Below are 24088 nucleotides of genomic sequence, written 5' to 3'. Positions count from 1 at the left end.
GGTCGGATGGGGGCCTTCCCCGATGCCGCGGCGGGCGCCCGCTCGGCACGCTCTGTGCCATGACCGCCGCCTCCCCTCCTCCCGCCCCACCCTTCGACCCCCCGCCCGCCCCACGCCCCACGCTCCGGCGCAGTCGCACCGACAAGGTGCTCGGCGGCGTCGCGGGCGGCCTCGCCGAGTACAGCGGCGTCGACGCGCTGCTGTGGCGGGTCGGCTTCGTCGCCCTGACCCTCGCCGGCGGCACCGGCGTCCTCGTCTACGCGCTGCTCTGGCTGCTCATGCCGCGCGGCCCGCGCCGGGCCGTCGACGGCGCGCCCGCCGAGCCGCCGGCGCCCCGCTCCCCCGTCGCCGGGATGACGATCGCGGGGCTGCTCATCGTCGTCGGCCTGATGGTCCTGGTGACCCGCTACACCGACCTCGACCTCGGCCCCCGCGGGTTCCTCGCCGGCGCGCTGCTCGTCGTCGGCCTGGGGCTGGTCGTCTCGGCGCTGACCCGCGGCCGCACGCCGCGCGGCGGGCTGATCGCGCTGGGCTCGGTGCTCACCCTGGCGCTGCTGTTCACCTCGTCCGTCCCCACCTGGGACGCCGACGACCGCTTCGGGCCCGGCGGCGGCGTGGGTGACCGCGACTACCGCCCGGCGACCGTCGAGGACGTGCGCCCCGTCTACCGGCTGGGCGCCGGCGACATGGACGTCGACCTCTCCCGGATCGACGTCGACGACATCGACGAGCCGGTCGAGGTGCGCATCGACCACGGCGTCGGCGACCTCGACGTCACCGTCCCCGAGGACGCCGACGTGCGCGTCGACGTCGAGAACGGCATCGGCAACGCCGAGCTGTTCGACCAGGACGGCGAGGACGGCTACTTCCGCGCACCGGGCGGCGACAGCCGGCCCGAGTTCGTCCTGACCATCGACCACGGGGTCGGCGACCTGGAGGTGTCCCGTGCCTGACTACAGCGAGTTCCCCACCACTCCCACCGGCTGGCAGGAGCGCGCGCTGGCCGCCGACTGGCAGCACACCAGCGCCCTCCCGGTCGAGGCCCCCGCGCCGGAGCGGCGGGTGGACCTGGTCGCGCTGGTCCCGGGCGTCGCGTTCGTCGTCCTGGCGCTGGTCTTCCTCGCCGGGGTGACCGTGCCGCTGGGCTTCCTCGCCGACGGCGGGCTGCTGTGGCTGCTGTTGGTCGGCGTGGGCGTCGCGCTGATGGTGAGCGAGCTGCGGAGGGCGCGCCGCAGGCGCGGCTGACGGCACGGGGGCGGCCGTTCCGAGGGCCCGGGGAGCGAGGAGCTCCCCGGGCCCTCGCCGTGTCAGCGCCGGGTCAGCCGGCGACCCGGTCGACGAAGGCCAGTGCCCGCGCCCAGAACGACCCGGTGGCCTCCGGGTCGTACTCCGCCGGGAGGGACGGGTCGGTGAACAGGTGCCCGTGCCCGGGATAGCGGAAGACCTCGAGGGTCGCGCCGGCCGCGGCGACGTCGGCGGCGAACGCCTCGTCCCACTCCGCGGAGCGCTTGGGGTCGTCCGTGGTCCGGTGCAGCTGCGCGGGCAGCCCGGCCGGCCAGCCCGGCACCCCGAGGACCGCCACCGGCAGCGCCCCGGAGACCAGCAGGACGCCGCTGCACCGGCGCTGCGTGGCCACGTGCTCGGCCATCCCCGCGCCGTTGGAGAAGCCGGCGGCGACGAACCCGTCGGGCAGGTCCCGGACGGCGTCGACCGCGCCGGCCATGAGTGCCGGGAAGCCGACCGTCTCGACGTACGCGCCGGCCTCGGCGTAGTCGTCGAAGACCCGCCCGCCGTACTGGTCGACGACGCGGACCTCGTGGCCGGCCGCCCGCAGCCGGTCCGCGGCGTCGGTGACCCCGGGCCGGACGCCGAGGACGGAGTGGAAGAGCGCGATGGTCGTCATGGACCCACGGTGGCGGGTCCTCGGTGACACCGTCCTGTCACCGACTCCTGCGAGGATCCGCGCCGTGAACCGCACCCACCGGTTGCACGCGCTCACCGAGGAGCTGCGTCGCGCCGGGCCGCGCGGGCGGACGGCGCAGCGGCTGGCGGCGTGGCTGGAGGTGTCCACCCGCACGGTCAAGCGGGACGTCGGCGCCCTGCAGCAGGCCGGCGTCCCGATCTGGGCGAGCTCCGGTCCCGGCGGCGGCTACGTCCTCGACGCCGCGGCCACGCTGCCGCCGGTGAACCTGACGCCGGCGCAGGCGGTGGCGGTCGCCGTCGCCCTGGCCGGCGCGGCGGACGCGCCGTTCGCCGCCGACGGCCGCGCGGCGCTGGAGAAGGTGCTCGACGTCCTGGGACCGCAGGCCCGGGCGGAGGTGGAGCGGCTCGGGGGGCGGGTGTGGGTGCGGGCGCCCTCCGGCCGGCGCCCGGACCCGGCGCCGGTGCTGGAGGAGGCGCTGGCCCGGCGCCGCGTCGTCGCGATCACCTACCGGGACCGTTCGGGGACGGCGTCCCGGCGGCGGGTGGAGCCACACCTGCTGGCCCGCACCGGCGACCGCTGGTACCTCATCGGCTGGTGCCGGGAGCGGGACGCGCCCCGCTGGTTCCGCTGGGACCGCATCGAGGCCGCCGCCCTGACCACCGAGCCCGCCCCGGAGCGGGACCCCGCCGTCTACGGCACACCCCCGCCCGACGCCCACGCCGTCAGGTGAGGCTCACTCCCACTCGATCGTGCCCGGCGGCTTGCTCGTCACGTCGAGGACGACGCGGTTGACCTCGGGCACCTCGTTGGTGATGCGCGTGGAGATCCGGGCGAGCACGTCGTAGGGCAGCCGGGTCCAGTCGGCGGTCATGGCGTCCTCGCTGGACACCGGGCGCAGCACCACCGGGTGGCCGTAGGTGCGCCCGTCGCCCTGGACGCCGACCGAGCGGACGTCGGCCAGCAGCACGACCGGGCACTGCCAGATCTCGGAGTCCAGCTTCGCGGCGCTGAGCTCCTCGCGGGCGATCGCGTCGGCGCGCCGCAGCACGTCGAGCCGCTCGCGGGTGACCTCGCCGACGATGCGGATGCCCAGCCCCGGCCCGGGGAACGGCTGGCGCTGCACGAGCCGGTCGGGCAGGCCGAGCTGCCGGCCCACCTCGCGCACCTCGTCCTTGAACAGCGTGCGCAGCGGCTCGACGAGGGTGAACTGCAGGTCCTCGGGCAGCCCGCCGACGTTGTGGTGGCTCTTGATGTTGGCCGTGCCGGTCCCGCCGCCGGACTCGACGACGTCGGGGTAGAGCGTGCCCTGCACGAGGAAGTCGACGGTCTCGCCGTGCGCCTGCGCGTCGGCGACGACGTCGGTGGCCGCCTGCTCGAACACCCGGATGAACTCGCGGCCGATGGTCTTCCGCTTCTCCTCCGGGTCGCCGACCCCGGCCAGGGCGGACAGGAACTGCCCGCTCGCGTCGACCACCCGCAGGTCGGCGCCGGTGACCTCGGCGAAGTCGCGCTCGATCTGCTCGGTCTCGCCCTGCCGCATGAGCCCGTGGTCGACGTACACGCAGGTGAGCCGGTCCCCGATGGCCCGCTGGACGAGCGCGGCGGCCACCGCGGAGTCGACGCCGCCCGACAGCGCGCACAGCGCCCGCCGGTCGCCGATCTGCTCCCGGATCCGCTCGACCTGCTCGTCGACGACGTTGCTCATCGTCCAGGTGGGCTCGAGGCCGGCGATGTCGAACAGGAAGTGCTCGAGCACCGTCTGACCGTGCGCGGTGTGCCGCACCTCGGGGTGGAACTGCACCCCGGCCAGCCGCCGGTCGACGTCCTCGAACGCCGCCACCGGCGCGCCGGTGGAGGTGGCGGTGACGGTGAACCCGGGCGGCGGGACGCTGACGGCGTCGCCGTGGCTCATCCACACCGACTGCTCCACCGGCAGGTCGCCGAACAGCCGGCCCTGCGTGGTGACCGTCAGCGGGGTGCCGCCGTACTCGCGGTCGCCGGTGTGCGCGACGGTGCCGCCGAGCGTCTGGGCCATCGCCTGGAAGCCGTAGCAGATGCCGAAGGCGGGCACGCCGCCCTCGAACAGCGCCGGGTCGACCTGCGGCGCGCCGTCGGCGTAGACGCTGGAGGGACCGCCGGAGAGCACGATCGCCGCCGGCTTCCGCGCCAGGACCTCCTCCGCGGGCACCGAGGACGGGACGATCTCGGAGTAGACGCCGGCCTCGCGGATGCGCCGGGCGATGAGCTGGGCGTACTGCGCGCCGAAGTCGACGACCAGGACGGTGGGGAAGTCCATCAGTCGGGTCGACCGCCGATCACCAGGTCCACGCGCTGGAACTCCTTGAGGTCGCGGTAGCCGGTCTTGGCCATCGTGCGGCGCAGCGCGCCGAACAGGTTGGTGCGACCGTCGGCGGTCTCGGCCGGCCCGAGCAGCAGCTGCTCCAGCGAGCCGGCCGCCGGGACCGGCGCCGAGGTGCCGCCGCGGGGCAGCCGCGGGTGGGCGGCCACCGAGTCCCACCAGACCCCGCCACCGGGGGCCTCCCGCGCCGCGCGCAGCGGCTCGCCGACCTGGACGGCGTCGGCGCCGCAGGCCAGCGCCCGCGCGATCGCGCCGCTGGTCTCGATCCGGCCGTTGGCGATGACGTGCACGTACCGGCCGCCGGTCTCGTCGAGGTAGTCGCGGCGGGCGGCCGCGGCGTCGGCGATCGCGCTGGCCAGCGGCACCCGGATGCCCATCACGGCGTCGCCGGTGGAGAAGCTGTCCGCGCCGACGCCGACGATCACCCCGGCCGCGCCGGTGCGCATGAGGTGCAGCGCCGTCGTGTAGTTCGCCGCGCCGCCGACGATCACCGGGACGTCGAGGTCGGCGATGAACGACTTGAGGTTGAGCGCCGCGCCCTGGGTGGTCACGTGCTCGGCGGAGACGATCGTGCCCTGGATGACCAGCAGGTCGACCCCGGCGGCGAGCACCGCGGGCGCGAGCTGCTCGGTGTGCTGGGGCGAGACGCGCACCGCCGTCGTCACCCCGGCGTCGCGCATCTCCTTGATCCGGGCGGTGATCAGGTCCGGCTTGACCGGCTCGGCGTAGACCTGCTGCAGGAGCGACACCGGCGGGGGCGCCTCGGCGGCGGCGTCGCGCAGCTGCCGGTAGACCGGCAGCGGGTCGTCGTAGCGGGTCCACAGGCCCTCGGCGTTGAGCACCCCGAGGCCGCCGGCCCGGCCGACGGCGATCGCCGTCGCCGGGCTGACGACCGCGTCGCTGGGGCTGGTGACCAGCGGGATGTCGAACCGGAAGGCGTCGATCTGCCAGGCCGTGGAGACGTCGTCGACGTCGCGGGTGCGGCGGGACGGGACGATCGAGACCTCGTCCAGGTCGTAGCCGCGGCGGGCGAAGCGGTTGAGGCCGATCTCGACGGTGTCGCGGGCGGGCATCGTCACCGCCCCCGGTAGTTCGGCGCCTCGACGGTCATCTGGATGTCGTGGGGGTGGCTCTCCACGAGACCGGCCGAGGTGATGCGGGTGAGCTGCCCGCGGTCCTGCAGGTCGGCGACGGTGCCCGCGCCGGCGTAGCCCATGGACGCGCGCAGGCCGCCGACGAGCTGGTGGGCCACGGTCGCCAGCAGGCCGCGGTAGGGCACCTGGCCCTCGATGCCCTCGGGGACGAGCTTGTCGTCGGAGAGGACGTCGTCGGCGAAGTAGCGGTCGCGGCTGTAGGACTGGTTGCCGCGCTTCTGCATGGCGCCCAGCGACCCCATGCCGCGGTAGGTCTTGAACTGCTTGCCGTTCATGAAGACCAGCTCGCCCGGGGCCTCCTCGACCCCGGCGAACAGCCCGCCGATCATGACGGTGTCGGCGCCGGCGACCAGCGCCTTGGCGATGTCGCCGGAGTACTGCAGGCCGCCGTCGGCGATGACCGGGACGCCGGCCGGCTTGCAGGCCAGGCTCGCCTCGTAGATGGCGGTGATCTGCGGGACGCCGACGCCGGCGACCACGCGGGTGGTGCAGATCGAGCCCGGGCCGACGCCGACCTTGACCGCGTCCGCGCCGGCGTCGACCAGCGCCTGGGCGCCGCCGCGGGTGGCGACGTTCCCGCCGACCACCTGCACGCCGCCGTCGCCGCCGAAGTCCTTCCGGACCCGGGCGACCATGTCGAGGACGGCGCGCTGGTGGCCGTGCGCGGTGTCGACGACGACCACGTCGACCCCGGCGTCGACCAGCAGGCCGACCCGCTCGTAGGCGTCCTCGCCCACGCCCACCGCCGCGGCGACGACGAGCCGGCCGTCGGCGTCCTTGGTGGCGTTCGGGTACTGGTCGCGCTTGACGAAGTCCTTGACGGTGATCAGGCCGCGCAGCCGGCCAGACCCGTCGACGATCGGCAGCTTCTCGATCTTGTGCTGGGACAGCAGCCGCAGCGCGGTGTCGGGGTCGACGCCGACCGGGGCGGTGACCAGCGGCATCTTGGTCATGACGTCGCGGACGAGCCGGTTCTGGTCGGTCTCGAAGCGCATGTCGCGGTTGGTGACGATGCCGACGAGCACGCCCTCGTCGTCGACGACGGGCGCGCCGGAGATGCGGTAGCGGGCCGACAGGGCGTCGACCTCGGCGAGGGTGTTGTCCGGCGAGCAGGTGACCGGGTTGGTGACCATGCCGGCCTCGGAGCGCTTGACCAGGTCGACCTGCCCGGCCTGCTCCTCGGCGGCGAGGTTGCGGTGCAGCACGCCGACGCCGCCGACCCGCGCCATCGCGATCGCCATGCGGGCCTCGGTGACGGTGTCCATGGCGCTGGAGACCAGCGGCACGGCCAGCCGGATGCCCCGGGTGAGCCGGCTGCTGGTGTCGACCTCGGCGGGGACGACGTCGGACTCACCGGGGATGAGCAGGACGTCGTCGTAGGTCAGGCCGAGCGGGGCGAACTTCGCCGGCAGCTCGGGGCGGTGCCCGTCAGGTGCGTGGTCGTCGGGCTGCATGGTGCCGCCACCCTCTCCGTCGGCTCGGCCCCCGGCCGGGCGCGCGGGAACCCCTCCGATCGTAGGCCGGGCGCCGCGGCGCCCGGGACGCCGCCGGGTGCGCGGCATGGGAAGCGTCGGCGCGGGCGGCTACCGTGGGTCCCCGGACGGGCGAGCCCGCGCGTCCGGGCCGGGACGCCCGCGCCGCCAGCACGAGGGAGGAGGCACCCGTGAGTCCCTTCGACGACGCCCCGGGGCCCGACTTCGACTCGCCGTCGGACCCGCCACCGCTGTCGATGGAGGAACGGGCCGGCGTCCTCGACGACCTGGCCGAGCTCGAGGTGTTCCGCACCCTGCTCGAGCCGACGGGGATCAAGGGCATCGTCGTCGACTGCCCGGACTGCGACGAGGAGCACCACGTCGACTGGGCGCTGATGCAGGCCAACCTGCGCCAGCTGCTCGAGGAGGGGCAGACCGGCCGGCACGAGCCGCCGTTCGACCCCGACCCCGACGACTACGTCAGCTGGGACTACGCCAGCGGCTACGCCGACGGGGTGGCCGCGATGGCCGAGCGCGAGGAGCCCGGCTCCGGCCGCACCGGCCGCCACGCCCGCGACGACTGAACGGGAACGCACCGAGGGCCCCCTCCGACGATCGGAGGGGGCCCTCGGCGCGTGTTCGTCGGGTCAGGACATCATGCCGCGGCGGAAGCCGGTGGCCACGGCCTCGGCGCGGTCCTTCGCGCCGAGCTTGCGGAACAGCCGGCGGGCGTGGGTCTTGATGGTGTCCTCGGACAGGTAGAGCTCCCGGCCGATCTGGGCGTTGCTCTTGCCCTGGCTCATCCCGGTGAGCACCTGCATCTCGCGCATCGACAGCGTGACCGCGGGCGCGGCCTCGCGGACGGGGGTGCTGACCACGCGCGGGCCGGCGCCGTTGAGCGGCGTCGCCCAGGCGGGCACCGGGGCGCCGACGGAGTTCAGCGGCACCGGGGCGGGCGCCGGCTGCGGCGGCCGGCCGTCGGCGCGCAGGCCCACGCGGGACAGGCCGAGGCCCATCTCCAGGGCGCTGGCGTCCCAGCGGAGGTAGCCGCGGGCCCCGACGGCGACCGCGGCGCGCACCGTCTCGGCGTCGTCGGGCGCGCCGAGCACGAGCACCGGGACGGTGGGGTGGGTGCGGATGACCTGGGTGGCGACGGTGAGGCCGGTGTCCACCGCGCGCTGGGTGCCGACCAGCAGCACGTCGGGCTGGCGGGTGGCCAGGCGCTGGACGAGGGCGGCGGCGTCCCCGACGACCTCGACCCGGCCCACGAAGGGCAGGGCCACCAGGCGGGCGGCGACGTCGTCGCGGACACGGCGGCGCTCGTCGTACACCCACACGGTCGTGGCCCCGTGGCCCGGACCGCGCATCCTGTCGTCGATCACGTGGTTCTCCTCGTCTCCCCCGGCCGTGGAGGGCACCCGGGTCCCCACGACCCGGAACGGCTACGGCCTGGAACGACCATGACCGGCGGTGACGAGGCGCAACACCCGTGATCACCCTGCGGGGGGAGACGCGGACCGGGAAAATGTCCGATCCCCCTGTGTTTGACCACGGGACCCCTCGGGCACCGGCTCCCGTGCGACCGGACCGCCCCCTCCGGCTCGCACCGAGCCGAGGAGGACCGACATGGCCGACATCCGCCGTCTCCCGACGCCCGTTGCCGAGGTGTGGGACTGGCAGCTGCACGGCGCCTGCCGTGGTGAGAGCACCGCGCTGTTCTTCCACCCCGACGGCGAGCGCGGCCCCGCGCGGGCCCGTCGCCAGGCCGCGGCCAAGGCCGTGTGCGCGAAGTGCCCTGTCGTCGAGGCCTGTCTGAAGCACGCCCTGAGCGTCCGTGAGCCCTACGGCGTCTGGGGCGGCATGAGCGAGGAGGAGCGGGCCCGGCTGATCGCCGCGGAGCCCGCCGCCGTCGCCGCGGGGGTCTAGAGGAAGAACCTCCCTCCTCCCCACGACTCGCAGGCTCGCGGCGGGACCCGAGAGGGGGCCGCACCCGGCACTCGCGAACGAGAGGGCCGGTCCAGCACCCGCTGGACCGGCCCTCTCGTCGTCTGCGCTCAGCCCGTGCGCTCGGCGGCCATCAGCTCGTCGTGCACCCAGGTGCTCCCCCGGTCGTGCGACGTCTCCGCCGACCAGGTGAAGGAGTCCGGGCGGACGTCGGTGAACCGCCAGCGCAGCCACGGGTCCTCGTCGTCGCTGAGCAGGACCACCCCGCCGTCCTCCGTGGGCCGGCCCACGAAGCGCCGGACGCGCCCGTTGACGGGCTCCATCCAGGTGGAGCGCCAGGTGCCCGGCGCGTGCGGGTCGGGGAAGCGGACCGTCGTCCCGTGGAACGCCCGCGGCGGGACGCCGGCACCGGGCTCACCCCGGCCGGGGACGATCCACACGTCCTGCACCGCGCGGCCGCCGAGCACGCGCCCGACGTGCAGCTCGCCGACCGCCGTCGACCAGGTGCCGTCCGGCTCGAGGCCCCGCCAGTGCAGCCGCCAGGCGCCCGCCAGCCGCCCGAAGAGCCCCAGGTCGTCGGGTCCCTCCGGCGAGGGGTCGTGCAGGGCGTCCGGGAGCATCGGGTCCTCCTCCACCGGTCGGTCGCGGGGACGACGGTGCCGCGCCGGCCCGCCGCGCGTCCAGGGGGCGGACAGCGAGAGGGCCGGTCCAGCGTCTGCTGGACCGGCCCTCTCGTCGTGCGGTGGCCGTCCTGGCTCACCGCCGCGCGTCCTGGCTCACCGTCGGCGGGGGGCCAGGACGCAGCACGATCAGCTCAGCTGATCGTGCGCGGCGGCGCCGTTCAGTGGCTGTGGCCGTGGCCGTGGCCGTGCGAGTGGCCGTGGGTGTGGTGCCCGGCCCCCGCGTGCTCGTCCTCCTCCGGCGCCTCGACGACGGCGGAGTCGGTGGTGAGCACCATCGCGGCGATCGACGCGGCGTTGCCCAGCGCGGCCTTGGTGACCTTGACCGGGTCGATGACGCCCTGGGCGGCCAGGTCGCCGTACTCGCCGGTGGCGGCGTTGAAGCCCTGGCCCACGCCGAGGTCGCGGACCTTGCTGACGACGACGCGGCCCTCGAAGCCGGCGTTGTCGGCGATGCGGGCCAGCGGGGCCTCCAGCGCGCGCCGCACGGCGCGGGCGCCGGTCAGCTCGTCGCCGGAGAGGTCCAGCGCGTCGATCGCGGCGGCGGCGTGCACGAGCGCCGAGCCACCACCGGGGACGACGCCCTCCTCGACCGCGGCCTTGGTGGCGGCGATGGCGTCCTCGATGCGGTGCTTGCGCTCCTTGAGCTCCACCTCGGTGGCCGCGCCGACCCGGATGACGCCGATGCCGCCGGCCAGCTTGGCCAGCCGCTCCTGCAGCTTCTCGCGGTCCCAGTCGGAGTCGGTGGCCTCGATCTCCCGGCGGATCTGGGCGACCCGGTCGGAGATCGCGCCGGCCGTGCCGCCGCCGTCGACGATCGTCGTCGTGTCCTTGGTGACGGTGACGCGGCGGGCGGTGCCGAGCACCTCGAGGCCGACCTGGTCGAGCTTGAGGCCGACGTCCTCGCTGACCACCTGGCCGCCGGTGACGACGGCGAGGTCGGTCATGAACGCCTTGCGGCGGTCGCCGAAGTAGGGCGACTTGACCGCGACGACCTTGATCGTCTTGCGGATGGAGTTGACGACGAGGGTGGACAGTGCCTCGCCCTCGACGTCCTCGGCGACGATCAGCAGCGGGCGGGCGCCGTTGCCGAGGACCTCCTCCAGCAGCGGCAGCAGGTCGGCCAGCGCGCCGACCTTGCCCTGGACCAGCAGGACGAGGACGTCGTCGAGGACGGCCTCCATCGCCTCCTGGTCGGTGACGAAGTAGGGCGAGAGGTAGCCCTTGTCGAACTGCACGCCCTCGGTGACGTCGAGGTCGGTGGAGAGGGTGTTGCTCTCCTCGACGGTGATGACGCCGTCCTTGCCGACCTTCTCCATCGCCTCGCCGATCAGGCGGCCGACCTCGGCGTCCTGCGCCGAGATGGTCGCGACGCCGGCGATGGCGTCCTGCTCCTCGACCGGGGTGGCGACCTCGTCGAGGGCGGCCGACACGGCGTCGACGGCGGCGCGCATGCCGCGGCCGAGGCCCATCGGGTTGGCGCCGGCGGCGACGTTGCGCATGCCCTCCTTGACCAGGGCCTGCGCCAGCACGGTCGCGGTGGTGGTGCCGTCACCGGCGACGTCGTTGGTCTTGGTGGCGACGTTCTTGGCCAACTGGGCGCCGAGGTTCTCGTACGGGTCCTCGAGCTCGACCTCGCGGGCGATGGTGACGCCGTCGTTGGTGATGGTCGGGGCGCCGAACTTCTTGTCGAGGACGACGTTGCGCCCGCGCGGGCCGAGGGTCACCTTGACGGCGTCGGCGAGCTTGTCCACGCCGCGCTCGAGCGCGCGGCGGGCGTCCTCGTTGAACTTGATGATCTTGGCCATGGGGCCCTTCCGATCAGGGTTGCTACGGGGTGAGACGGCGACCGCCCCGGGACCCGGTCAGTTCGGGTCGCCGGGGCGGTCGCGTCGAGCTGTCGTGCGGCCCCTGCAGGTGCCCGCGGCGAGCGGGCGAGCCGGGGGCAGGGGGTCCTTCTACTTCTCCACGACGGCGAGCAGGTCGCGGGCGGAGAGCACCAGGTACTCCTCGCCGGCGTACTTGACCTCGGTGCCGCCGTACTTCGAGTAGATGACGACGTCGCCGACGTTGACGTCGAGCGGCACGCGGTTGCCGTTGTCGTCGATGCGGCCGGGGCCCACGGCGATGACCGTGCCCTCCTGCGGCTTCTCCTTGGCGGTGTCCGGGATGACCAGGCCGGAGGCGGTGGTGGTCTCGGCCTCGTTGGCCTGGACGACGACGCGGTCCTCGAGCGGCTTGATGTTGACCTTGGTAGCGGTCGTCACGAGGTGACGCCCCCTTCGGGATCGGACGGCGGGTGGTCTCTCATGCTGTGGCACGGGGGCCGGGCCTGCCGTCGCGGGGGTCAGGCGCCTGCCCGTGTCGATTGGCACTCTACCCATGAGAGTGCCAGCCCCTCAACCGGGTCGCCGGGTCGGGCGACGCCGCCCTGCGGGAGGCTGGACGCCGTGCCCGACGACGCCGGCCCGGTCGCCCTCCTGCGCACTCCGGAGGGGGCCGCGGCGACCGCGCGGGCGGCGGCGCTGCTGGCCGAGGGCGCCGACGTGCTCGCCGGCGTGGCCCGGCTGCGCGCCGAGGTCGGCCCGGAGCTGGCCGGCCCGGCCTGGGAGCTGGCCCGGCTGCGCGCGCGGGCCCGCCCGGTGTTCGGCGCCGACGCCGACCGGCTGTTCCTCACCGCCGACACCCTCGAGCAGGCCGGCCGTCCCGAGCTGGCCGCCCGCCGCGCCGCCCGGCTGCTCGCCGACGGCACCGACTCCGCCGCCGACCTCGGCTGCGCGGCCGGGACCGACACGGTCGCGCTGGCGCGGGCCGGCGCGCGGGTGCTCGCCGTCGACCGCGACCCTGTGGCGCGGGAGCTGACCGCCGCCAACACCGCCGCGCTCGGGGTGGACGACGACGTGTGGGTGGTCGCCGGCGACGTCGTCGAGCTGGTGGACGCCGCCCGCGGCGGGGAGGTGGCCGGGTGCGGGGCCGCCGTCCTCGACCCCGCCCGGCGGGCCGGCGGGCGGCGGCAGCTGGACCCCGACCGCTGGTCGCCGCCCTGGTCGACGGTGGCCGCGCTGCTCGACCGGGTGCCGCGCTCGGTGGTCAAGGTGGCGCCCGGCCTCGACCACGACCGGGTGCCCGACGGCGTCGAGGCCGAGTGGGTCTCGGTCCGCGGGTCCGTCGTGGAGGCGCTGCTGTGGGGCCGCGGGGTGTCGGAGGTGTGGCGGCGGGCGGCCGTCGTCCGCGACGGCGCCGTCCACGAGCTGACCGCGGACGCCGACCCGGGTCCCGCCGACGCCGGCCCGGTCCGCGGGTGGCTGCACGAGCCCGACCCGGCCGTGATCCGCTCGGGGCTGGTGTCCCTGGCGGCCGCGGAGCTCGGCGCCAGGCTGGTCGACCCGACGATCGCCTACCTGACCTCCGACGCCCCGGCCGGCTCCCTCTGGGTCACCTCGTACCGGGTCGACGAGGTGCTGCCGTTCTCCCTCAAGCGGCTGCGCGCGCTGCTGCGGGCACGCGGCGTCGGCCGGGTGGTGGTGAAGAAGCGTGGGTCGGCGATCGAGCCGGAGACCCTCGCCCGGCAGCTGCGCGGCCCGGGCGCCGGCAGCGCGACCGTCGTCGTCACCCGGGTGGCGGGCGCTCCCACGGCCCTCGTGTGCGACGTCATCAACCCGGGTTGACGAACGACGCCGCATCAACCTAGGTTGATGGCGTGGCGGTCGAACCGGTCTCCGTGCCCGGGCCCGAGGACCCCGAGGCGGCCCTGGCCGCCGTCGTCGCCCTGCGCCGGCTGGCGAGCCGGCTGGAGGTGGAGGCGGTGGTCGAGGCGGTCGGCCGGGGCTGGACGTGGGCCCAGGTCGGCGAGGCGCTCGGCATCAGCGCGCAGGCCGCCCACAAGAGGTTCGCCCCCGAGGTCCGCGCGCGGCGCGGGCACCGACCAGGAGGAGAGAGCTGATGGGGATCGTCACCGCGGTGCGGGACCTGCGGACGGTGAGGGCGCTGCTCACCGGCGCCGAGGCCGAGGCACGCGGCGGCGGGGAGGCGACGCCCAGCCCCGAGCACCTCCTGCTCGCGGCCACCGCGCTCCCCGACGGCACGGCCGCCGCCGCGCTCGCCCGGGTCGGGACCGACGCCGACCGCCTGCGCGCGGCCGTCGAGGCGGCGCACGCGGCCGCGCTCGCGTCGGTCGGGGTGGGCACCGGGACCGGGGAGCCGGCGCTGCGCGGGCCCGCCACCGGCCCGATGCGCTCGACCCCGCAGGCCCAGCAGGTCTTCCGGGCGGCGGTCGCGGCGGCGAAGGCGGCGCGCTCCCCGCTGCGCGGCGCGCACGTCGTCGCCGCGGTGTGCGACCTCGAGCGCGGCACCGTCGTCCGCGCGCTGGCCGACCTCGGCGTCGACCGCGCCCGGCTGCGCGACGCGGCCCGCGCCGTCAGCTGACCGCGGCAGAAATGGCCATTTCTGCCGCCTAGCGGCTGACGACGTCGATCGGCAGCGAGCTGTCGGCGCCCAGCTCGGGCGCCGACGGCTCGACGCCGGCCGCGACCAGGCGTGAGCCGAGCGCGGCGACCATCGCGCCGTTGTCGGTGCACAGCCGCGGGCTGGGCACCCGCAGCACGATCCCGGCCGCGGCGCAGCGCTCCTCGGCCAGCGCCCGCAGCCGCGAGTTGGCCGCCACTCCCCCGCCGAGCACCAGGTGGTCGACGCCGTGCTCGCGGCAGGCCCGCACCGCCTTGGCGGTCAGCACGTCGGCGACCGCCTCCTGGAACGACGCCGCGACGTCGGCCACCGGCACCGGCTCCCCCGCCGCCCGCCGGGCCTCGACCCACCGCGCGACGGCGGTCTTGAGCCCGGAGAAGCTGAAGTCGTAGGGCGCGTCGCGGGGGTCGGTGAGCCCGCGCGGGAAGTCGATCGCCGCCGGGTCGCCCTCGCGCGCGGCCCGGTCGATCGGCGGGCCGCCGGGGAAGGGCAGGCCCAGCACGCGGGCGACCTTGTCGAAGGCCTCGCCGGCGGCGTCGTCGATCGTGCGGCCCAGCGACTGCACCTCCTGGGCCAGGTCGGGCACCAACAGCAGCGAGCTGTGCCCGCCGGAGACCAGCAGTGCCAGCGACGGCTCGGCGAGGCGGCCGTGCTGCAGCTCGTCGACGGCGACGTGCGCGGCCAGGTGGTTGACCCCGTACAGCGGCTTGTCCAGCGCGAGCGCGTACGCCTTGGCGGCGGCCAGCCCCACCAGCAGGGCGCCGGTGAGCCCGGGCCCGGCGGTCACGGCGACGGCGTCGACGTCGGCCGCGGACACCCCGGCCTCGGCCAGCGCGCGGTGCACGGTCGGGACCATCGCCTCCAGGTGCGCCCGCGAGGCGATCTCGGGCACCACCCCGCCGAAGCGCTCGTGCTCGGCCATCGAGGTGGCGAGCGCGTCGGCGAGCAGCGTGTGCCCGCGGACGACGCCGACGCCGGTCTCGTCGCAGGAGGTCTCGAACCCGATGACCAGCGGCTCGTCAGCCACGGAGCCTCTCCCTCTTCATCACGACCGCGTCGGTGTTGCTCGGCTGGTAGTAGCCGCGCCGCCGGCCGATCTCGGTGAACCCGCGCCGCCGGTAGAGGCCCTGCGCGAGTTCGTTGTCCGCCCGCACCTCGAGCAGCACGACCGGGCTGCGCCGGTCGGCCTCGGTGAGCAGCGCGTCGAGCAGCCGCGCCCCGATCCCCTCGCCCTGCCGGTCCCGCGCGACGCCGAGGGTCGCCACGTGCGCCTCGTCGTCGTAGGCGATCAGCCCGGCGTAGCCGACCACGGCCCCCTCGTCCTCGGCGACCAGGTAGTGGCGGGTGTCGGTGCGGGCGAGCTCGTCGCGGTACATCGCGCGGGTCCAGGTGTCGGGCGCGAAGAGCTCCTCCTCCAGCGCGAGGACCGCGTCGAGGTCGGCCAGCCGCATCGGCCGCAGCCGCGCGCTCACGCGGTGGTCACCGGCTTGAACGACGTCGGCGGGACGGCGTCGGGCCGGCGGAGGTACAGCGGCACCAGCGGCCCGGCGGACGACGGGTCGTCGAGCAGGGGCGCCGCCGCGCGCAGCAGCCCGGCGGTGGTGACCTCGGCGGGCTCGACGGGCGCGCCCAGCCGGTCGGCGAACCGCGGGTCGCCGACCAGCGGGCCGGGGAACCCGGCCTCCTCGGGCCGGACGACGCCGGGACCGTCCACCCGCGCGCCGGCGTCGTCGTAGGCGGCCCAGTAGACCTCCTTGCGGCGGGCGTCGGTGACCACGGTGCGGCGCCCGGAGCCGACCGCGTCCAGCGAGCAGACCCCGACGGCGGGGACGCCGCGCGCGTCGGCGAGCGCCGCGGCGGTGACGACGCCGACCCGCAGGCCGGTGAAGGGCCCCGGGCCGAGGCCCGTCACGACGGCGTCGACGCCGGCGAGGGTCAGCCCGGCCGCGGCCAGCGCCTCGCGGACGGCGGGGACGAGCAGCTCGGCGTGCCGGTTGCCCGAGGGCACCGCCCGCTCGGCGAGCACCTCGACGTCCCCGGCGGTGCGGCGGGCGACCCCGGCGACGAGGGTGGGGGTCGCGGTGTCGAGGGCGAGGACGAGCACGACTCGCCAGGTTAGTCCGGCCGGTCGCCGTCGAGCCGGGCCTCCCAGCCGGGGCCGTGCGGGACGAGCACGGCGGTGCGGACGTCGTCGTCGCGGCGGTCCAGCCGGACCTCGAGGTGCTCGTCGGCCAGCCGCTCGACCAGCCCGGCGCCCCACTCGACCACGGTCACCGACTCCTCGGTGGAGGCGTCGAGGTCGAGGTCGTCGACGTCGGCCACGCTGCCGAGCCGGTAGGCGTCGACGTGCACCAGCGGCAGCCGCCCGCCGCGGTGCACGCGGGCGATGACGAACGTGGGCGAGGTGACCGGCTCGGTCACCCCGAGCGCGGCGCCGAGGCCCTGGGTGAGCGCGGTCTTGCCCGCACCCAACGGCCCGGTGAGGACCACGAGGTCGCCCGGCCGCACCACGGCGGCGAGCTCCGCGCCCAGCGCCCGGGTGTCCTCGGGGGTGGGCAGCTCGTGCTCGCGCCTCACCGGGCCAGGCTCCGCGCCACCGACGTGAGGTCCTCCAGCAGCCCGGCCCGCGGCGCCCCCGCCGGGCCGAACCGGATCGCCGCCGACGGGTGGTAGGTCGCCCAGACCGCGCGGCCGCCGACGTCGTGCGGGCGGCCGCGAGCCTCGGCGAGCACCGTCCGCGGCCCGAGGAACCACTTGGCCGACGACAGCCCGAGCGCCACGACGACGGGCGGGTCGAGCAGCTCGAGCTGGCGGCGCAGCCAGCCGCTGCACCGGGCCACCTCGGGGGTCCTCGGCGTCCGGTTGCCCGGCGGCCGGCACTTCACGATGTTGAGCACGGCCGCGTCGGCGCGGTCCAGCCCGGCCTCGGCGAGCAGCTGGTCGAGCAGCTGCCCCGACTTCCCGACGAAGGGCCGGCCGGTCTCGTCCTCGTTGGCGCCGGGTGCCTCCCCGACCAGCGCGAACCGGGCGCGGCCGCGCACCGGCGGGTCCCCGACGACGACGTGCTGCCGGGTGGTGGCCAGCTCGGGGCAGGCGACGCAGGGGGTGGCGGCCGCGGCCAGCTCGGACCAGTCGGCGGCCGCCGCGGCGGTGCGCGCGACCTCCTCGGCCGCGGCGTCGAACCGGGGCGGACGGGGGGCGGCCACGCGCCGACCCTACGGGGGCCGCTGCGGCCGGGCCTCCGGGCTTCCCTCCACGGCCCGGGAGGCTCACCCTGTGCTCGGGACCCCGCGCCGGGAGGAGCCGCCATGACGCCGCAGCCGGACGTGTACGACGTCGCCTGCCTCGCCGGCGGGACCCAGCGGGTGGTCGACACCGCCCTGGTGGCCCTGGTGGTCACCGGCCGGGTCCGCGCGGTCGCCCCGGGCGAGCTGCAGGTGGTCTCCCCTCGACGTCGCCACCCGGTCGAGGCGGCGGTGCTCGACGCCGTCGGGGCCCGGGGCCGCCGCTCGGTCGAGACCGTCCGCTGGCGGGCGCTCGGCGACGACCGGGTGGCCGAGGTCGCGCGGCGGCTGCGGCACGAGGGGCTGCTCGGCCGGCTGCTCGGCCCGACCGCCGCGGGCCGGCGGCTGCTGCGGGACGCGCGGGCCGGCGACGCCGACCCGGTGCGCCGGGCGGCGCTGGACGGCGCGCAGCAGCTGCCCGACCCGGCGCTGCGGGCGGCGGTGGTGGAGCCCCCGCGCCGTCCGGTCGTGCCCGGCGCCGGGACGCCGTGGGAGCTGACCTTCGCCGACGGCTGCGAGGCCGCCCACCGCACCCGCGACGAGCTGATGGGCCGCCTGTACGACGCGCGCGGCTGAGGGTCAGTCCCGGACGGGCGTCCCGGCGGCGACGCGGCGCAGCAGGCCGGACAGGGCCCGGGTGACCTCCTCGGGCCGCTCCAGCGGGACCAGGTGCCCGGCGTCCGGCACGACGACGTACTCGACCATCGGGCTCTCGCCGCCGAGCAGCTCCACGAGGGTGTCGCTGTGCGCCCGCGGGATCATCTTGTCCGCGTCGCCGGTGAGCACCAGCGTCGGCACGCCGCGCAGCGGCTCGAGCGCGCCCGTCTCGTCGAGGCCGGCCAGCGCCGGGTAGAACTCCGCGATCACGTCGACCGGGGTGCCGCCGATCATCGCGTCCACGTAGCGGCCCAGCCGCGGGTCCACGTCGGTGGAGGAGAACGACAGCGACCAGGTGGCCGCGGAGACGACGTCGGCGGCCAGCCGGCGGGTGCGCTCGGCGAACGCCGGCCGGCGGCGCATCGTCCAGGCCGCGACCGGCAGCACCGCGGCGCGCACGCGGGTCAGGAACTCCGGCAGGCCGAAGTCCAGCTCGGCCAGGTTGCCGCTGGACGTCGACACCAGGGCCGCGCCGACGACCCTGGTGCCGAACAGCTCCGGGCGCAGGTCGGCCAGGCCCATGACGGTCATGCCGCCCATGGAGTGCCCGACGAGCACGACCGGGCCCTCGGGCACCCGGGTCTCGATGACGGCGGCGAGGTCGTCGGCGAGCTGCTCGATCGTCGAGTTCTCCGCCGGGCCGCGGCTGGAGCCCCCGTGGCCGCGCTGGTCGTAGAACACCAGCCGGGCCGCGGGGCGGTGCCCGTTGGCGGTGGCGAGCTGCGCGCCCAGCGACCGCCGCTGGAACGTCCACGACGCCATCGACAGCGTGTAGCCGTGCACGAAGACGACGGTCAGCGGCGCGTCGAGCGGGCCGACCTCCTCCACCGCCAGCAGCACGCCGTCGTCGGCCTGGACGAGCGCGGTGCGGTCGGCCCGGCGGGAGGCCGGGCCGAGCGGGTCGTCCTCGCGCAGCTCGGCGGCGGTGGCACCCTCGGGCAGCGCCCCGGCGGGACTCAGCCGCTCGGCGCGCACCCGGCGGGTGGCGATCCGGGCGACGGCCACGCCGACGGCGGTGCTCGCCGCCGCCAGGCCGACGACGGCCCCGGCGATCCCGGCGGCCGGGTGGCGCTCCAGCGCCCCGGCGACACCGGACCGCGCCGGGGCGGCCGCGCGCCGCACCGGTCTCCTGCTGCGTGCCATCAGACCGCCCCCGCGGACCCGACGTGCCGGCGGGTGAACCGCCCGCCGACCCGGGTGACCAGCTCGTAGTGGATGGTGTCGACCGCGTCGGCCCACTGCTGCGCGGTGGGCTCGCCCCGGTCGCCGGGACCCCAGAGGACCACCTCGTCGCCCGGCGCCACGGCGGCGTCACCGACGTCGAGCACGAACTGGTCCATGCACACCCGCCCGGCGATGGTGCGCTGGGTGCCGCCGGCGAGCACCGGCGCCCGGTTGCCCGCCGCCCGCGGCACCCCGTCGGCGTACCCCACGGGCACGAGCGCGAGCGTGGTCTCGGTCACCGGCGAGTAGGTGTGGCCGTAGGAGACGCCGACGCCCGCGGGTACCCGCTTGGTCAGCGCCACCCGCGCGCGCACGGTCATCGCCGGCCGCAGGCCGTGCACCGCCGGGTCGCCGCCGAGCGGGTCCAGCCCGTAGAGGGCGATGCCGGGGCGGACCATGTCGTACCAGGTGTCCGGCAGCGCCACGGTGGCCGCGGAGTTGGCCAGGTGCCGCCGCCCGTCCAGCCCGGCGCCGCGGGCGAGGTCCACGGCCTCGTCGAACACCCGCACCTGGGCGCCGATCGTCGGGTGGGTCGGCGCGTCGGCGTAGGCCATGTGGCTCCACAGGCCGACCACCTCGACCTCGCCGTCGGCCTGCGCGCGGGCGGCCGCGGCGACCAGGCCGGGCCAGTCGGCCATCGTGGCGCCCTCGCGGGACAGGCCGGTGTCGGCGAACAGGTGCAGCCGCGCGGTCCGGCCGGTGGCGCGGGCGGCGGCGACCACCTCGGCCAGCCCCCACTCCGCGTTCACCGACACCTCGACGTCGGCCTCCAGGGCCGGGGCGAAGTCGGTGCCGGGGGTGTGCAGCCAGGCCAGCAACGGCGCGGTCACCCCCGCGGCCCGCAGCGCCAGCGCCTCCTCGAGGACGGCGACGCCGAGCGCGTCGGCACCGCCGGCCAGCACCGCCCGGGCCGCGGGCACCAGTCCGTGCCCGTAGCCGTCGGCCTTGACCACCGCCATGAGCGGCCGGCCGACCCGTTCGCGCAGCACGGCGGTGTTCGCCGCGATCGCGTCGAGGTCGACGACCACCTCGGCCCGGGGTTCGCTCACACCCCCGAGTCTCGCAGGCCGGTGCTCCGCACCCGGCCCACCGTCTCGGAGAGCCGCCGCACCAGGTCGCCGGCGACCACCGGCCCGGTCTCCGCGGCGACCTGACCGGCGCGGCCGTGCAGGTGCGCGGCCGCCGCCGCGGTCTCCGCCGCCGGGCTGCCGGTGGCCAGCAGCGCGCCGAGGATCCCCGACAGCACGTCGCCGGTGCCGGCGGTGGCCATCTCGGGGGTGCCGGTGCCGTTGACGAACGCGGTCCCGTCGGGGTCGGCGACGACGGTGGCGCTGCCCTTGAGCAGCACGACGGCGCCGAGGTCCGCGGCCAGCCGGCGGGCGCTGCCGACCCGGTCGGCGCCGACCGCGACGCCGAAGCGCTCGAACTCGCGGTCGTGCGGGGTGAGCACGGTGGGGGCGGTCCGGCGGCGGACGAGGTCCGGCTCGCGGGCGGCCATCGTCAGCGCGTCGGCGTCGACCACCACGGGCAGGTCGGTGGCCAGCACCTCGGCGAGCACGCTGCGGGCGTCGTCGTCGGTGCCCATGCCGGGGCCGACCACCCAGGCCTGCACCTGCCCGGCGTCGCCGGGGCGGCCCGCGGTGACGATCGCCTCGGGCCACGCGGCGCGCACGCCGTCGGCCGCGGTGCCGGCGTAGCGGACCAGCCCCGGCCGGGTGCGCAGCGCCGCTCCGGTGCACAGCACCCCGGCGCCGGGGTAGGTGGCCGAGCCGGCCACGATCCCGACGACGCCGCGGGAGTACTTGTCGTCGACGTCGCCGGGCGGCTGCAGGTGCGCGGCGACGTCGCCGTCGGTGAGCCGGTGCGCCCGCGCGGGCGCCAGGTGCGGGCCCAGGCCGATGTCGACCAGGTGCACCGTGCCGGCGTGCCCGCGGCCCTCGCCGACGACGAGGCCGGGCTTCACCGCGCCGAAGGTGACCGTGTGGACGGCGGCGAACGCGGCGCCCTCGACCGCGCCGGTGTCGGCGTCCACGCCGCTCGGGACGTCGACGGCGACGGTGATGCCCGGGCCGGTGGCGGCGCGCCCGGCCAGCCGGGCGGCGTCCGGCCGCAGTCCGCCGCGGCCGCCGATGCCGACGATGCCGTCGAGGACGAGGTCGGCGCGGTCCAGCCCGTCGGGCCCGTCCGGGCCGGTGACCCGCCCGCCGGCGCGGCGCAGCGCCGCCAGCCCGGCGGGGTGGGCGCGGTCCGGGGTGAGCAGGACGGCGGTCACCCGGGCGCCGCGGGCGGCCAGCCGCGCGCCGGCGAACAGCGCGTCGCCGCCGTTGTTGCCGCCGCCGGCCAGGACGGTGACCCGCGCGCCGTGCGCCCGGCCGAGCAGCCGCAGGCAGACGGTGGCCAGGCCGGTCGCCGCCCGCTGCATGAGCGCGCCCTCGGGGGTGCGGGCCAGCAATACGTCCTCGGCGGCGCGGACCTCCGCGACGGTGGACAGCCCGATCACGCGGGGCCTCCCTCGGCGACGACCACGGCCGACGCGATGCCGCCGTCGTGGCTGAGCGAGAGGTGCCAGCTGCCGATGCCGAGGTCCGCGGCCCGCTTCGCGACCGTGCCCCGCACCTCCAGGTGCGGGCGGCCGCGCTCGCCGACCGTGACCTCGACGTCGTGCCAGTGCAGCGAGCCGGGCGCGCCGAGGGCCTTGGCGACCGCCTCCTTGGCGGCGAACCGCGCGGCCAGCGACTCCGCGGTGCGGGGGCTCCCCGACGGCGTCGTCTGCTCGTCCGCGGTGAACAGCCGGTCCCGCAGCCCGGGGGTGCGCTCCAGCGACTCGGCGAAACGGGTCACGGGGACCACGTCGATCCCGACCCCCACGATCACCGGGCCAGTCTGCCGTGCGCCCGCCGGACGCGCCGTCCTGGCTCACCGTCACGCGTCCGGGCTCACCGCCGACGGCGAGCCAGGACGCAGCACGATCAGCTCACCTGATCGTGCACGAGCTCACTCGACGGTGACGCTCTTGGCCAGGTTGCGGGGCTGGTCGACGTCGAAGCCGCGGGTGTCGGCGATCTCGCAGGCGAGGATCTGCAGCGGCACGGTGGTCACCACGGGGGCGAGCAGCGTGGGCGTGCGCGGCACCCGGATCAGGTGGTCGGCGTAGGGGACGACGTCCTCGTCGCCCTCCTCGGCGATGACGATGGTGCGCGCGCCGCGGGCCCGGATCTCCTGGATGTTCGAGACGACCTTGCCGTGCAGCAGGCTGCGCCCGCGCGGCGACGGCGCGATGACCACCACCGGGGTGCCCTCGTCGATGACCGCGATCGGGCCGTGCTTGAGCTCGCCGGCGGCGAAGCCCTCGGCGTGGATGTAGGCCAGCTCCTTGAGCTTGAGCGCGCCCTCCAGCGCCACCGGGAAGCCGACGTGGCGGCCGAGGAACAGGACCGTGTCCGAGTCGGCCAGCGACCGGCCCAGCTCCCGCACCGGCTCCATCTGGGTCAGCACCTGCTCGACCGCCTCGGGCAGCCGCTGCAGCTGCTGGACGATCGAGCCGACCTCGTCGGCGTACTTGATGCCGCGCACCTGGGCGAGGAACAGCCCGACCAGGTAGCAGGCGACGATCTGCGCCAGGAACGCCTTGGTGGAGGCGACGGCGATCTCCGGGCCGGCGTGGGTGTAGAGCACGGCGTCGGACTCGCGCGGGATCGTCGAGCCGTTGACGTTGCAGATGGCCAGCACGCGGGCCTTCTGCTCCTTGGCGTGCCGCAGCGCCATGAGGGTGTCCATCGTCTCGCCGGACTGGCTGATGACGACGACCAGCGTGGAGCGGTCGAGCACCGGGTCGCGGTAGCGGAACTCGCTGGCCACCTCGACCTCGACCGGGATGCGGGTCCAGTGCTCGATGGCGTACTTGGCGATCAGCCCGGCGTGGTAGCTGGTGCCGCAGGAGACGACGAAGACCTTGTCGACGTCGCGCAGGTCCTGGTCGGACAGCCGCACCTCGTCGAGGACCAGCTCGCCGTCCTCGCCGAGGCGCCCGCGCAGGGTGTCGGCGACCGCCTGCGGCTGCTCGGCGATCTCCTTGAGCATGAACCAGTCGTGACCGCCCTTCTCGGCGGCCGCGGCGTCCCAGTCGACGGTGTAGGCGGCGGGCTCGGCGGGCGCGCCGTCGAAGTCGGTGACGGTCAGGCCCCGGGTGCGGTCGATCTCGACGACCTGGTCCTGGCCGAGCTCGCGGGCCTCGCGGGTGTGCGCGATGAACGCCGCGACGTCGGAGCCGAGGAAGTACTCGCCGTCGCCGACGCCGACCACCAGCGGGCTGTTGCGGCGGGAGGCGACCAGCGTGTCGGGCTCGTCGGCGTGCGCGGCGACGAGGGTGAACGCGCCCTCCAGCCGGCGGCTGACCGCGCGCATCGCCTCGGCGAAGCGGCCCAGGCCCGCGGGCAGCTCCGCGTAGGCGGCGGCCAGCAGGTGCGCCACGACCTCGGTGTCGGTCTCCGAGCGCATCTCGGCACCGGCGGCCTCGCACTCGGCGCGCAGGTGCGCGAAGTTCTCGATGATCCCGTTGTGGATGACGGCGACCCGGCCGTCGGCCGACAGGTGCGGGTGGGCGTTGCGGTCGGTCGGGCCGCCGTGCGTGGCCCAGCGGGTGTGCCCGATGCCCAGCGTCGCCTCCGGCAGCGGGGCGTCGGCCAGGACCTTCTCCAGGTTGGCCAGCTTGCCCGCCTTCTTGGCCGACGCCAGCTCACCGGAGCCGTCGCCGTCCACCCGGACGGCGACGCCCGCGGAGTCGTACCCGCGGTACTCGAGCCGGCGCAGGCCCTCGAGGACGACGTCCAGGGCGTTCTGGGGGCCGACGTAACCCACGATGCCGCACATGTGCATCGAGGCTACCGGGGAAGGGGGACCGATCCGTCCCTCTGCGGTGTGAGACGC

The 24088-nt window shown here is 76.3% G+C and carries 27 protein-coding genes; 9 read left to right on the top strand and 18 right to left on the bottom strand.

Annotated features, from left to right (window positions below; all coding sequences use genetic code 11):
• The first annotated feature begins 59 nt into the window (after positions 1-59).
• Both ACI79L_RS16795 and ACI79L_RS16790 read left to right on the top strand, forming a co-directional pair.
• The gene (locus ACI79L_RS16795) at positions 60-953 is read left to right on the top strand and encodes a PspC domain-containing protein (RefSeq protein WP_456937867.1); all 894 of its coding nucleotides are present in this window, start codon (positions 60-62) and stop codon (positions 951-953) included.
• Entirely contained in the window at positions 946-1245 is a 300-nt protein-coding gene (locus ACI79L_RS16790) for a hypothetical protein (RefSeq protein ID WP_456937866.1), read from the top strand. Before ACI79L_RS16795 ends, ACI79L_RS16790 begins: the two co-directional genes overlap by 8 nt.
• A 73-nt stretch (positions 1246-1318) precedes the next feature.
• On the opposite strand, the gene ACI79L_RS16785 is transcribed toward ACI79L_RS16790, so the two are convergent.
• Complete coding sequence (locus ACI79L_RS16785; protein ID WP_456937865.1) at positions 1319-1903, bottom strand: dienelactone hydrolase family protein; 585 nt, start codon at positions 1901-1903, stop codon at positions 1319-1321.
• Between the two features lie 64 nt (positions 1904-1967).
• Between ACI79L_RS16785 and ACI79L_RS16780 the strand changes: the two genes are divergently transcribed.
• Positions 1968-2654, top strand: coding sequence for a helix-turn-helix transcriptional regulator (locus tag ACI79L_RS16780; protein WP_456937864.1), 687 nt, complete (start codon positions 1968-1970; stop codon positions 2652-2654).
• 3 nt (positions 2655-2657) lie between these two features.
• Here ACI79L_RS16780 and guaA read toward each other — a convergent pair whose 3' ends face one another.
• From guaA to guaB, 3 genes are read right to left on the bottom strand one after another with little or no spacing between them, the layout of a single operon-like run.
• Positions 2658-4220, bottom strand: a complete 1563-nt coding sequence (guaA, locus tag ACI79L_RS16775; protein ID WP_456937863.1) for a glutamine-hydrolyzing GMP synthase — start codon at positions 4218-4220, stop codon at positions 2658-2660.
• Positions 4220-5356 carry a GuaB3 family IMP dehydrogenase-related protein gene (locus tag ACI79L_RS16770; RefSeq protein ID WP_456929456.1) on the bottom strand — a complete coding sequence of 379 codons (1137 nt, stop codon included), beginning with the start codon at positions 5354-5356 and terminating at the stop codon, positions 4220-4222. The genes guaA and ACI79L_RS16770 overlap by 1 nt, the downstream gene beginning before the upstream one ends.
• 2 nt (positions 5357-5358) lie before the next feature.
• Complete coding sequence (gene guaB, locus ACI79L_RS16765; protein ID WP_456937862.1) at positions 5359-6891, bottom strand: IMP dehydrogenase; 1533 nt, start codon at positions 6889-6891, stop codon at positions 5359-5361.
• Between the two features lie 209 nt (positions 6892-7100).
• Here guaB and ACI79L_RS16760 point away from each other — a divergent pair, with 209 nt between their 5' ends.
• The gene (locus ACI79L_RS16760) at positions 7101-7493 is read left to right on the top strand and encodes a DUF5319 family protein (protein WP_456929458.1); all 393 of its coding nucleotides are present in this window, start codon (positions 7101-7103) and stop codon (positions 7491-7493) included.
• A 63-nt stretch (positions 7494-7556) separates the two neighbouring features.
• Here ACI79L_RS16760 and ACI79L_RS16755 read toward each other — a convergent pair whose 3' ends face one another.
• Positions 7557-8291 (bottom strand): response regulator transcription factor, encoded by a 735-nt coding sequence (locus ACI79L_RS16755; RefSeq protein WP_456901378.1) that lies wholly within the window; start codon positions 8289-8291, stop codon positions 7557-7559.
• Between the two features lie 244 nt (positions 8292-8535).
• Here ACI79L_RS16755 and ACI79L_RS16750 point away from each other — a divergent pair, with 244 nt between their 5' ends.
• Entirely contained in the window at positions 8536-8835 is a 300-nt protein-coding gene (locus ACI79L_RS16750) for a WhiB family transcriptional regulator (RefSeq protein ID WP_387987654.1), read from the top strand.
• A 128-nt stretch (positions 8836-8963) separates the two neighbouring features.
• Here ACI79L_RS16750 and ACI79L_RS16745 read toward each other — a convergent pair whose 3' ends face one another.
• The 3 genes from ACI79L_RS16745 to groES all read right to left on the bottom strand — a co-directional run bounded on the left by ACI79L_RS16745 (position 8964) and on the right by groES (position 11800).
• On the bottom strand, positions 8964-9473 hold the full coding sequence (locus ACI79L_RS16745; RefSeq protein ID WP_456937861.1) for a hypothetical protein: 510 nt from the start codon (positions 9471-9473) through the stop codon (positions 8964-8966).
• Between the two features lie 221 nt (positions 9474-9694).
• On the bottom strand, positions 9695-11341 hold the full coding sequence (groL, locus tag ACI79L_RS16740) for a chaperonin GroEL (protein WP_456937860.1): 1647 nt from the start codon (positions 11339-11341) through the stop codon (positions 9695-9697).
• A 150-nt stretch (positions 11342-11491) separates the two neighbouring features.
• Positions 11492-11800, bottom strand: coding sequence for a co-chaperone GroES (groES, locus tag ACI79L_RS16735; RefSeq protein ID WP_110005357.1), 309 nt, complete (start codon positions 11798-11800; stop codon positions 11492-11494).
• A 183-nt stretch (positions 11801-11983) separates the two neighbouring features.
• On the opposite strand from groES, the gene ACI79L_RS16730 reads away from it, so the two are divergent.
• The 3 genes from ACI79L_RS16730 to ACI79L_RS16720 are packed head-to-tail and all read left to right on the top strand — an operon-like array spanning position 11984 to position 13958.
• A complete protein-coding gene (locus ACI79L_RS16730) occupies positions 11984-13201 on the top strand; it encodes a THUMP-like domain-containing protein (protein ID WP_456937859.1) in 1218 nt (405 codons plus the stop codon).
• Between the two features lie 32 nt (positions 13202-13233).
• Positions 13234-13476, top strand: coding sequence for an RNA polymerase subunit sigma-70 (locus ACI79L_RS16725; protein ID WP_456937858.1), 243 nt, complete (start codon positions 13234-13236; stop codon positions 13474-13476).
• Positions 13476-13958 carry a Clp protease N-terminal domain-containing protein gene (locus ACI79L_RS16720; RefSeq protein WP_456937857.1) on the top strand — a complete coding sequence of 161 codons (483 nt, stop codon included), beginning with the start codon at positions 13476-13478 and terminating at the stop codon, positions 13956-13958. The genes ACI79L_RS16725 and ACI79L_RS16720 overlap by 1 nt, the downstream gene beginning before the upstream one ends.
• 28 nt (positions 13959-13986) lie before the next feature.
• Here ACI79L_RS16720 and tsaD read toward each other — a convergent pair whose 3' ends face one another.
• Genes tsaD through ACI79L_RS16695 form a run of 5 tightly spaced genes read right to left on the bottom strand, consistent with a single transcriptional unit; the run spans position 13987 to position 17203 of the window.
• On the bottom strand, positions 13987-15024 hold the full coding sequence (tsaD, locus tag ACI79L_RS16715; protein ID WP_456937856.1) for a tRNA (adenosine(37)-N6)-threonylcarbamoyltransferase complex transferase subunit TsaD: 1038 nt from the start codon (positions 15022-15024) through the stop codon (positions 13987-13989).
• Positions 15017-15469 carry a ribosomal protein S18-alanine N-acetyltransferase gene (rimI, locus tag ACI79L_RS16710; RefSeq protein ID WP_456937855.1) on the bottom strand — a complete coding sequence of 151 codons (453 nt, stop codon included), beginning with the start codon at positions 15467-15469 and terminating at the stop codon, positions 15017-15019. The genes tsaD and rimI overlap by 8 nt, the downstream gene beginning before the upstream one ends.
• Positions 15466-16101 (bottom strand): tRNA (adenosine(37)-N6)-threonylcarbamoyltransferase complex dimerization subunit type 1 TsaB, encoded by a 636-nt coding sequence (tsaB, locus tag ACI79L_RS16705; protein ID WP_456937854.1) that lies wholly within the window; start codon positions 16099-16101, stop codon positions 15466-15468. The genes rimI and tsaB overlap by 4 nt, the downstream gene beginning before the upstream one ends.
• An 11-nt stretch (positions 16102-16112) precedes the next feature.
• The gene (gene tsaE / locus ACI79L_RS16700) at positions 16113-16574 is read right to left on the bottom strand and encodes a tRNA (adenosine(37)-N6)-threonylcarbamoyltransferase complex ATPase subunit type 1 TsaE (RefSeq protein ID WP_456929467.1); all 462 of its coding nucleotides are present in this window, start codon (positions 16572-16574) and stop codon (positions 16113-16115) included.
• On the bottom strand, positions 16571-17203 hold the full coding sequence (locus tag ACI79L_RS16695; protein ID WP_456937853.1) for a uracil-DNA glycosylase: 633 nt from the start codon (positions 17201-17203) through the stop codon (positions 16571-16573). The genes tsaE and ACI79L_RS16695 overlap by 4 nt, the downstream gene beginning before the upstream one ends.
• A gap of 102 nt (positions 17204-17305) precedes the next feature.
• On the opposite strand from ACI79L_RS16695, the gene ACI79L_RS16690 reads away from it, so the two are divergent.
• The gene (locus tag ACI79L_RS16690) at positions 17306-17857 is read left to right on the top strand and encodes a TIGR04222 domain-containing membrane protein (RefSeq protein ID WP_456937852.1); all 552 of its coding nucleotides are present in this window, start codon (positions 17306-17308) and stop codon (positions 17855-17857) included.
• Positions 17858-17860: 3 nt separating this feature from the next.
• Here the strand turns inward: ACI79L_RS16690 and ACI79L_RS16685 are convergent, their stop codons facing one another.
• The 5 genes from ACI79L_RS16685 to glmS form a co-directional block, all read right to left on the bottom strand.
• The gene (locus ACI79L_RS16685; protein WP_456937851.1) at positions 17861-19060 is read right to left on the bottom strand and encodes an alpha/beta fold hydrolase; all 1200 of its coding nucleotides are present in this window, start codon (positions 19058-19060) and stop codon (positions 17861-17863) included.
• A gap of 20 nt (positions 19061-19080) precedes the next feature.
• Complete coding sequence (alr, locus tag ACI79L_RS16680; RefSeq protein WP_456937850.1) at positions 19081-20211, bottom strand: alanine racemase; 1131 nt, start codon at positions 20209-20211, stop codon at positions 19081-19083.
• Complete coding sequence (locus ACI79L_RS16675) at positions 20208-21662, bottom strand: NAD(P)H-hydrate dehydratase (protein ID WP_456937849.1); 1455 nt, start codon at positions 21660-21662, stop codon at positions 20208-20210. The genes alr and ACI79L_RS16675 overlap by 4 nt, the downstream gene beginning before the upstream one ends.
• Positions 21659-22036, bottom strand: a complete 378-nt coding sequence (locus ACI79L_RS16670; protein ID WP_456937848.1) for a holo-ACP synthase — start codon at positions 22034-22036, stop codon at positions 21659-21661. The genes ACI79L_RS16675 and ACI79L_RS16670 overlap by 4 nt, the downstream gene beginning before the upstream one ends.
• Before the next feature lie 120 nt (positions 22037-22156).
• Complete coding sequence (gene glmS, locus ACI79L_RS16665; protein ID WP_456937847.1) at positions 22157-24031, bottom strand: glutamine--fructose-6-phosphate transaminase (isomerizing); 1875 nt, start codon at positions 24029-24031, stop codon at positions 22157-22159.
• Positions 24032-24088: the final 57 nt, after the last annotated feature.

This window comes from Geodermatophilus sp. SYSU D00684 (genome assembly GCF_054050455.1).
This window is presented reverse-complemented; position numbering and strand designations above follow the sequence as displayed.

Bases quoted from the DNA above. Each gene is read 5' to 3' on its own strand.
- ACI79L_RS16770 (WP_456929456.1), bottom strand. From the start codon at position 5,356: ATGCCCGCCCGCGACACCGTCGAGATCGGCCTCAACCGCTTCGCCCGC.
- ACI79L_RS16720 (WP_456937857.1), top strand. From the start codon at position 13,476: ATGGGGATCGTCACCGCGGTGCGGGACCTGCGGACGGTGAGGGCGCTG.
- guaA (WP_456937863.1), bottom strand. From the start codon at position 4,220: ATGGACTTCCCCACCGTCCTGGTCGTCGACTTCGGCGCGCAGTACGCC.
- groL (WP_456937860.1), bottom strand. From the start codon at position 11,341: ATGGCCAAGATCATCAAGTTCAACGAGGACGCCCGCCGCGCGCTCGAG.
- ACI79L_RS16785 (WP_456937865.1), bottom strand. From the start codon at position 1,903: ATGACGACCATCGCGCTCTTCCACTCCGTCCTCGGCGTCCGGCCCGGG.
- ACI79L_RS16750 (WP_387987654.1), top strand. From the start codon at position 8,536: ATGGCCGACATCCGCCGTCTCCCGACGCCCGTTGCCGAGGTGTGGGAC.
- ACI79L_RS16745 (WP_456937861.1), bottom strand. From the start codon at position 9,473: ATGCTCCCGGACGCCCTGCACGACCCCTCGCCGGAGGGACCCGACGAC.
- guaB (WP_456937862.1), bottom strand. From the start codon at position 6,891: ATGCAGCCCGACGACCACGCACCTGACGGGCACCGCCCCGAGCTGCCG.
- ACI79L_RS16795 (WP_456937867.1), top strand. From the start codon at position 60: ATGACCGCCGCCTCCCCTCCTCCCGCCCCACCCTTCGACCCCCCGCCC.
- glmS (WP_456937847.1), bottom strand. From the start codon at position 24,031: ATGTGCGGCATCGTGGGTTACGTCGGCCCCCAGAACGCCCTGGACGTC.
- ACI79L_RS16690 (WP_456937852.1), top strand. From the start codon at position 17,306: ATGACGCCGCAGCCGGACGTGTACGACGTCGCCTGCCTCGCCGGCGGG.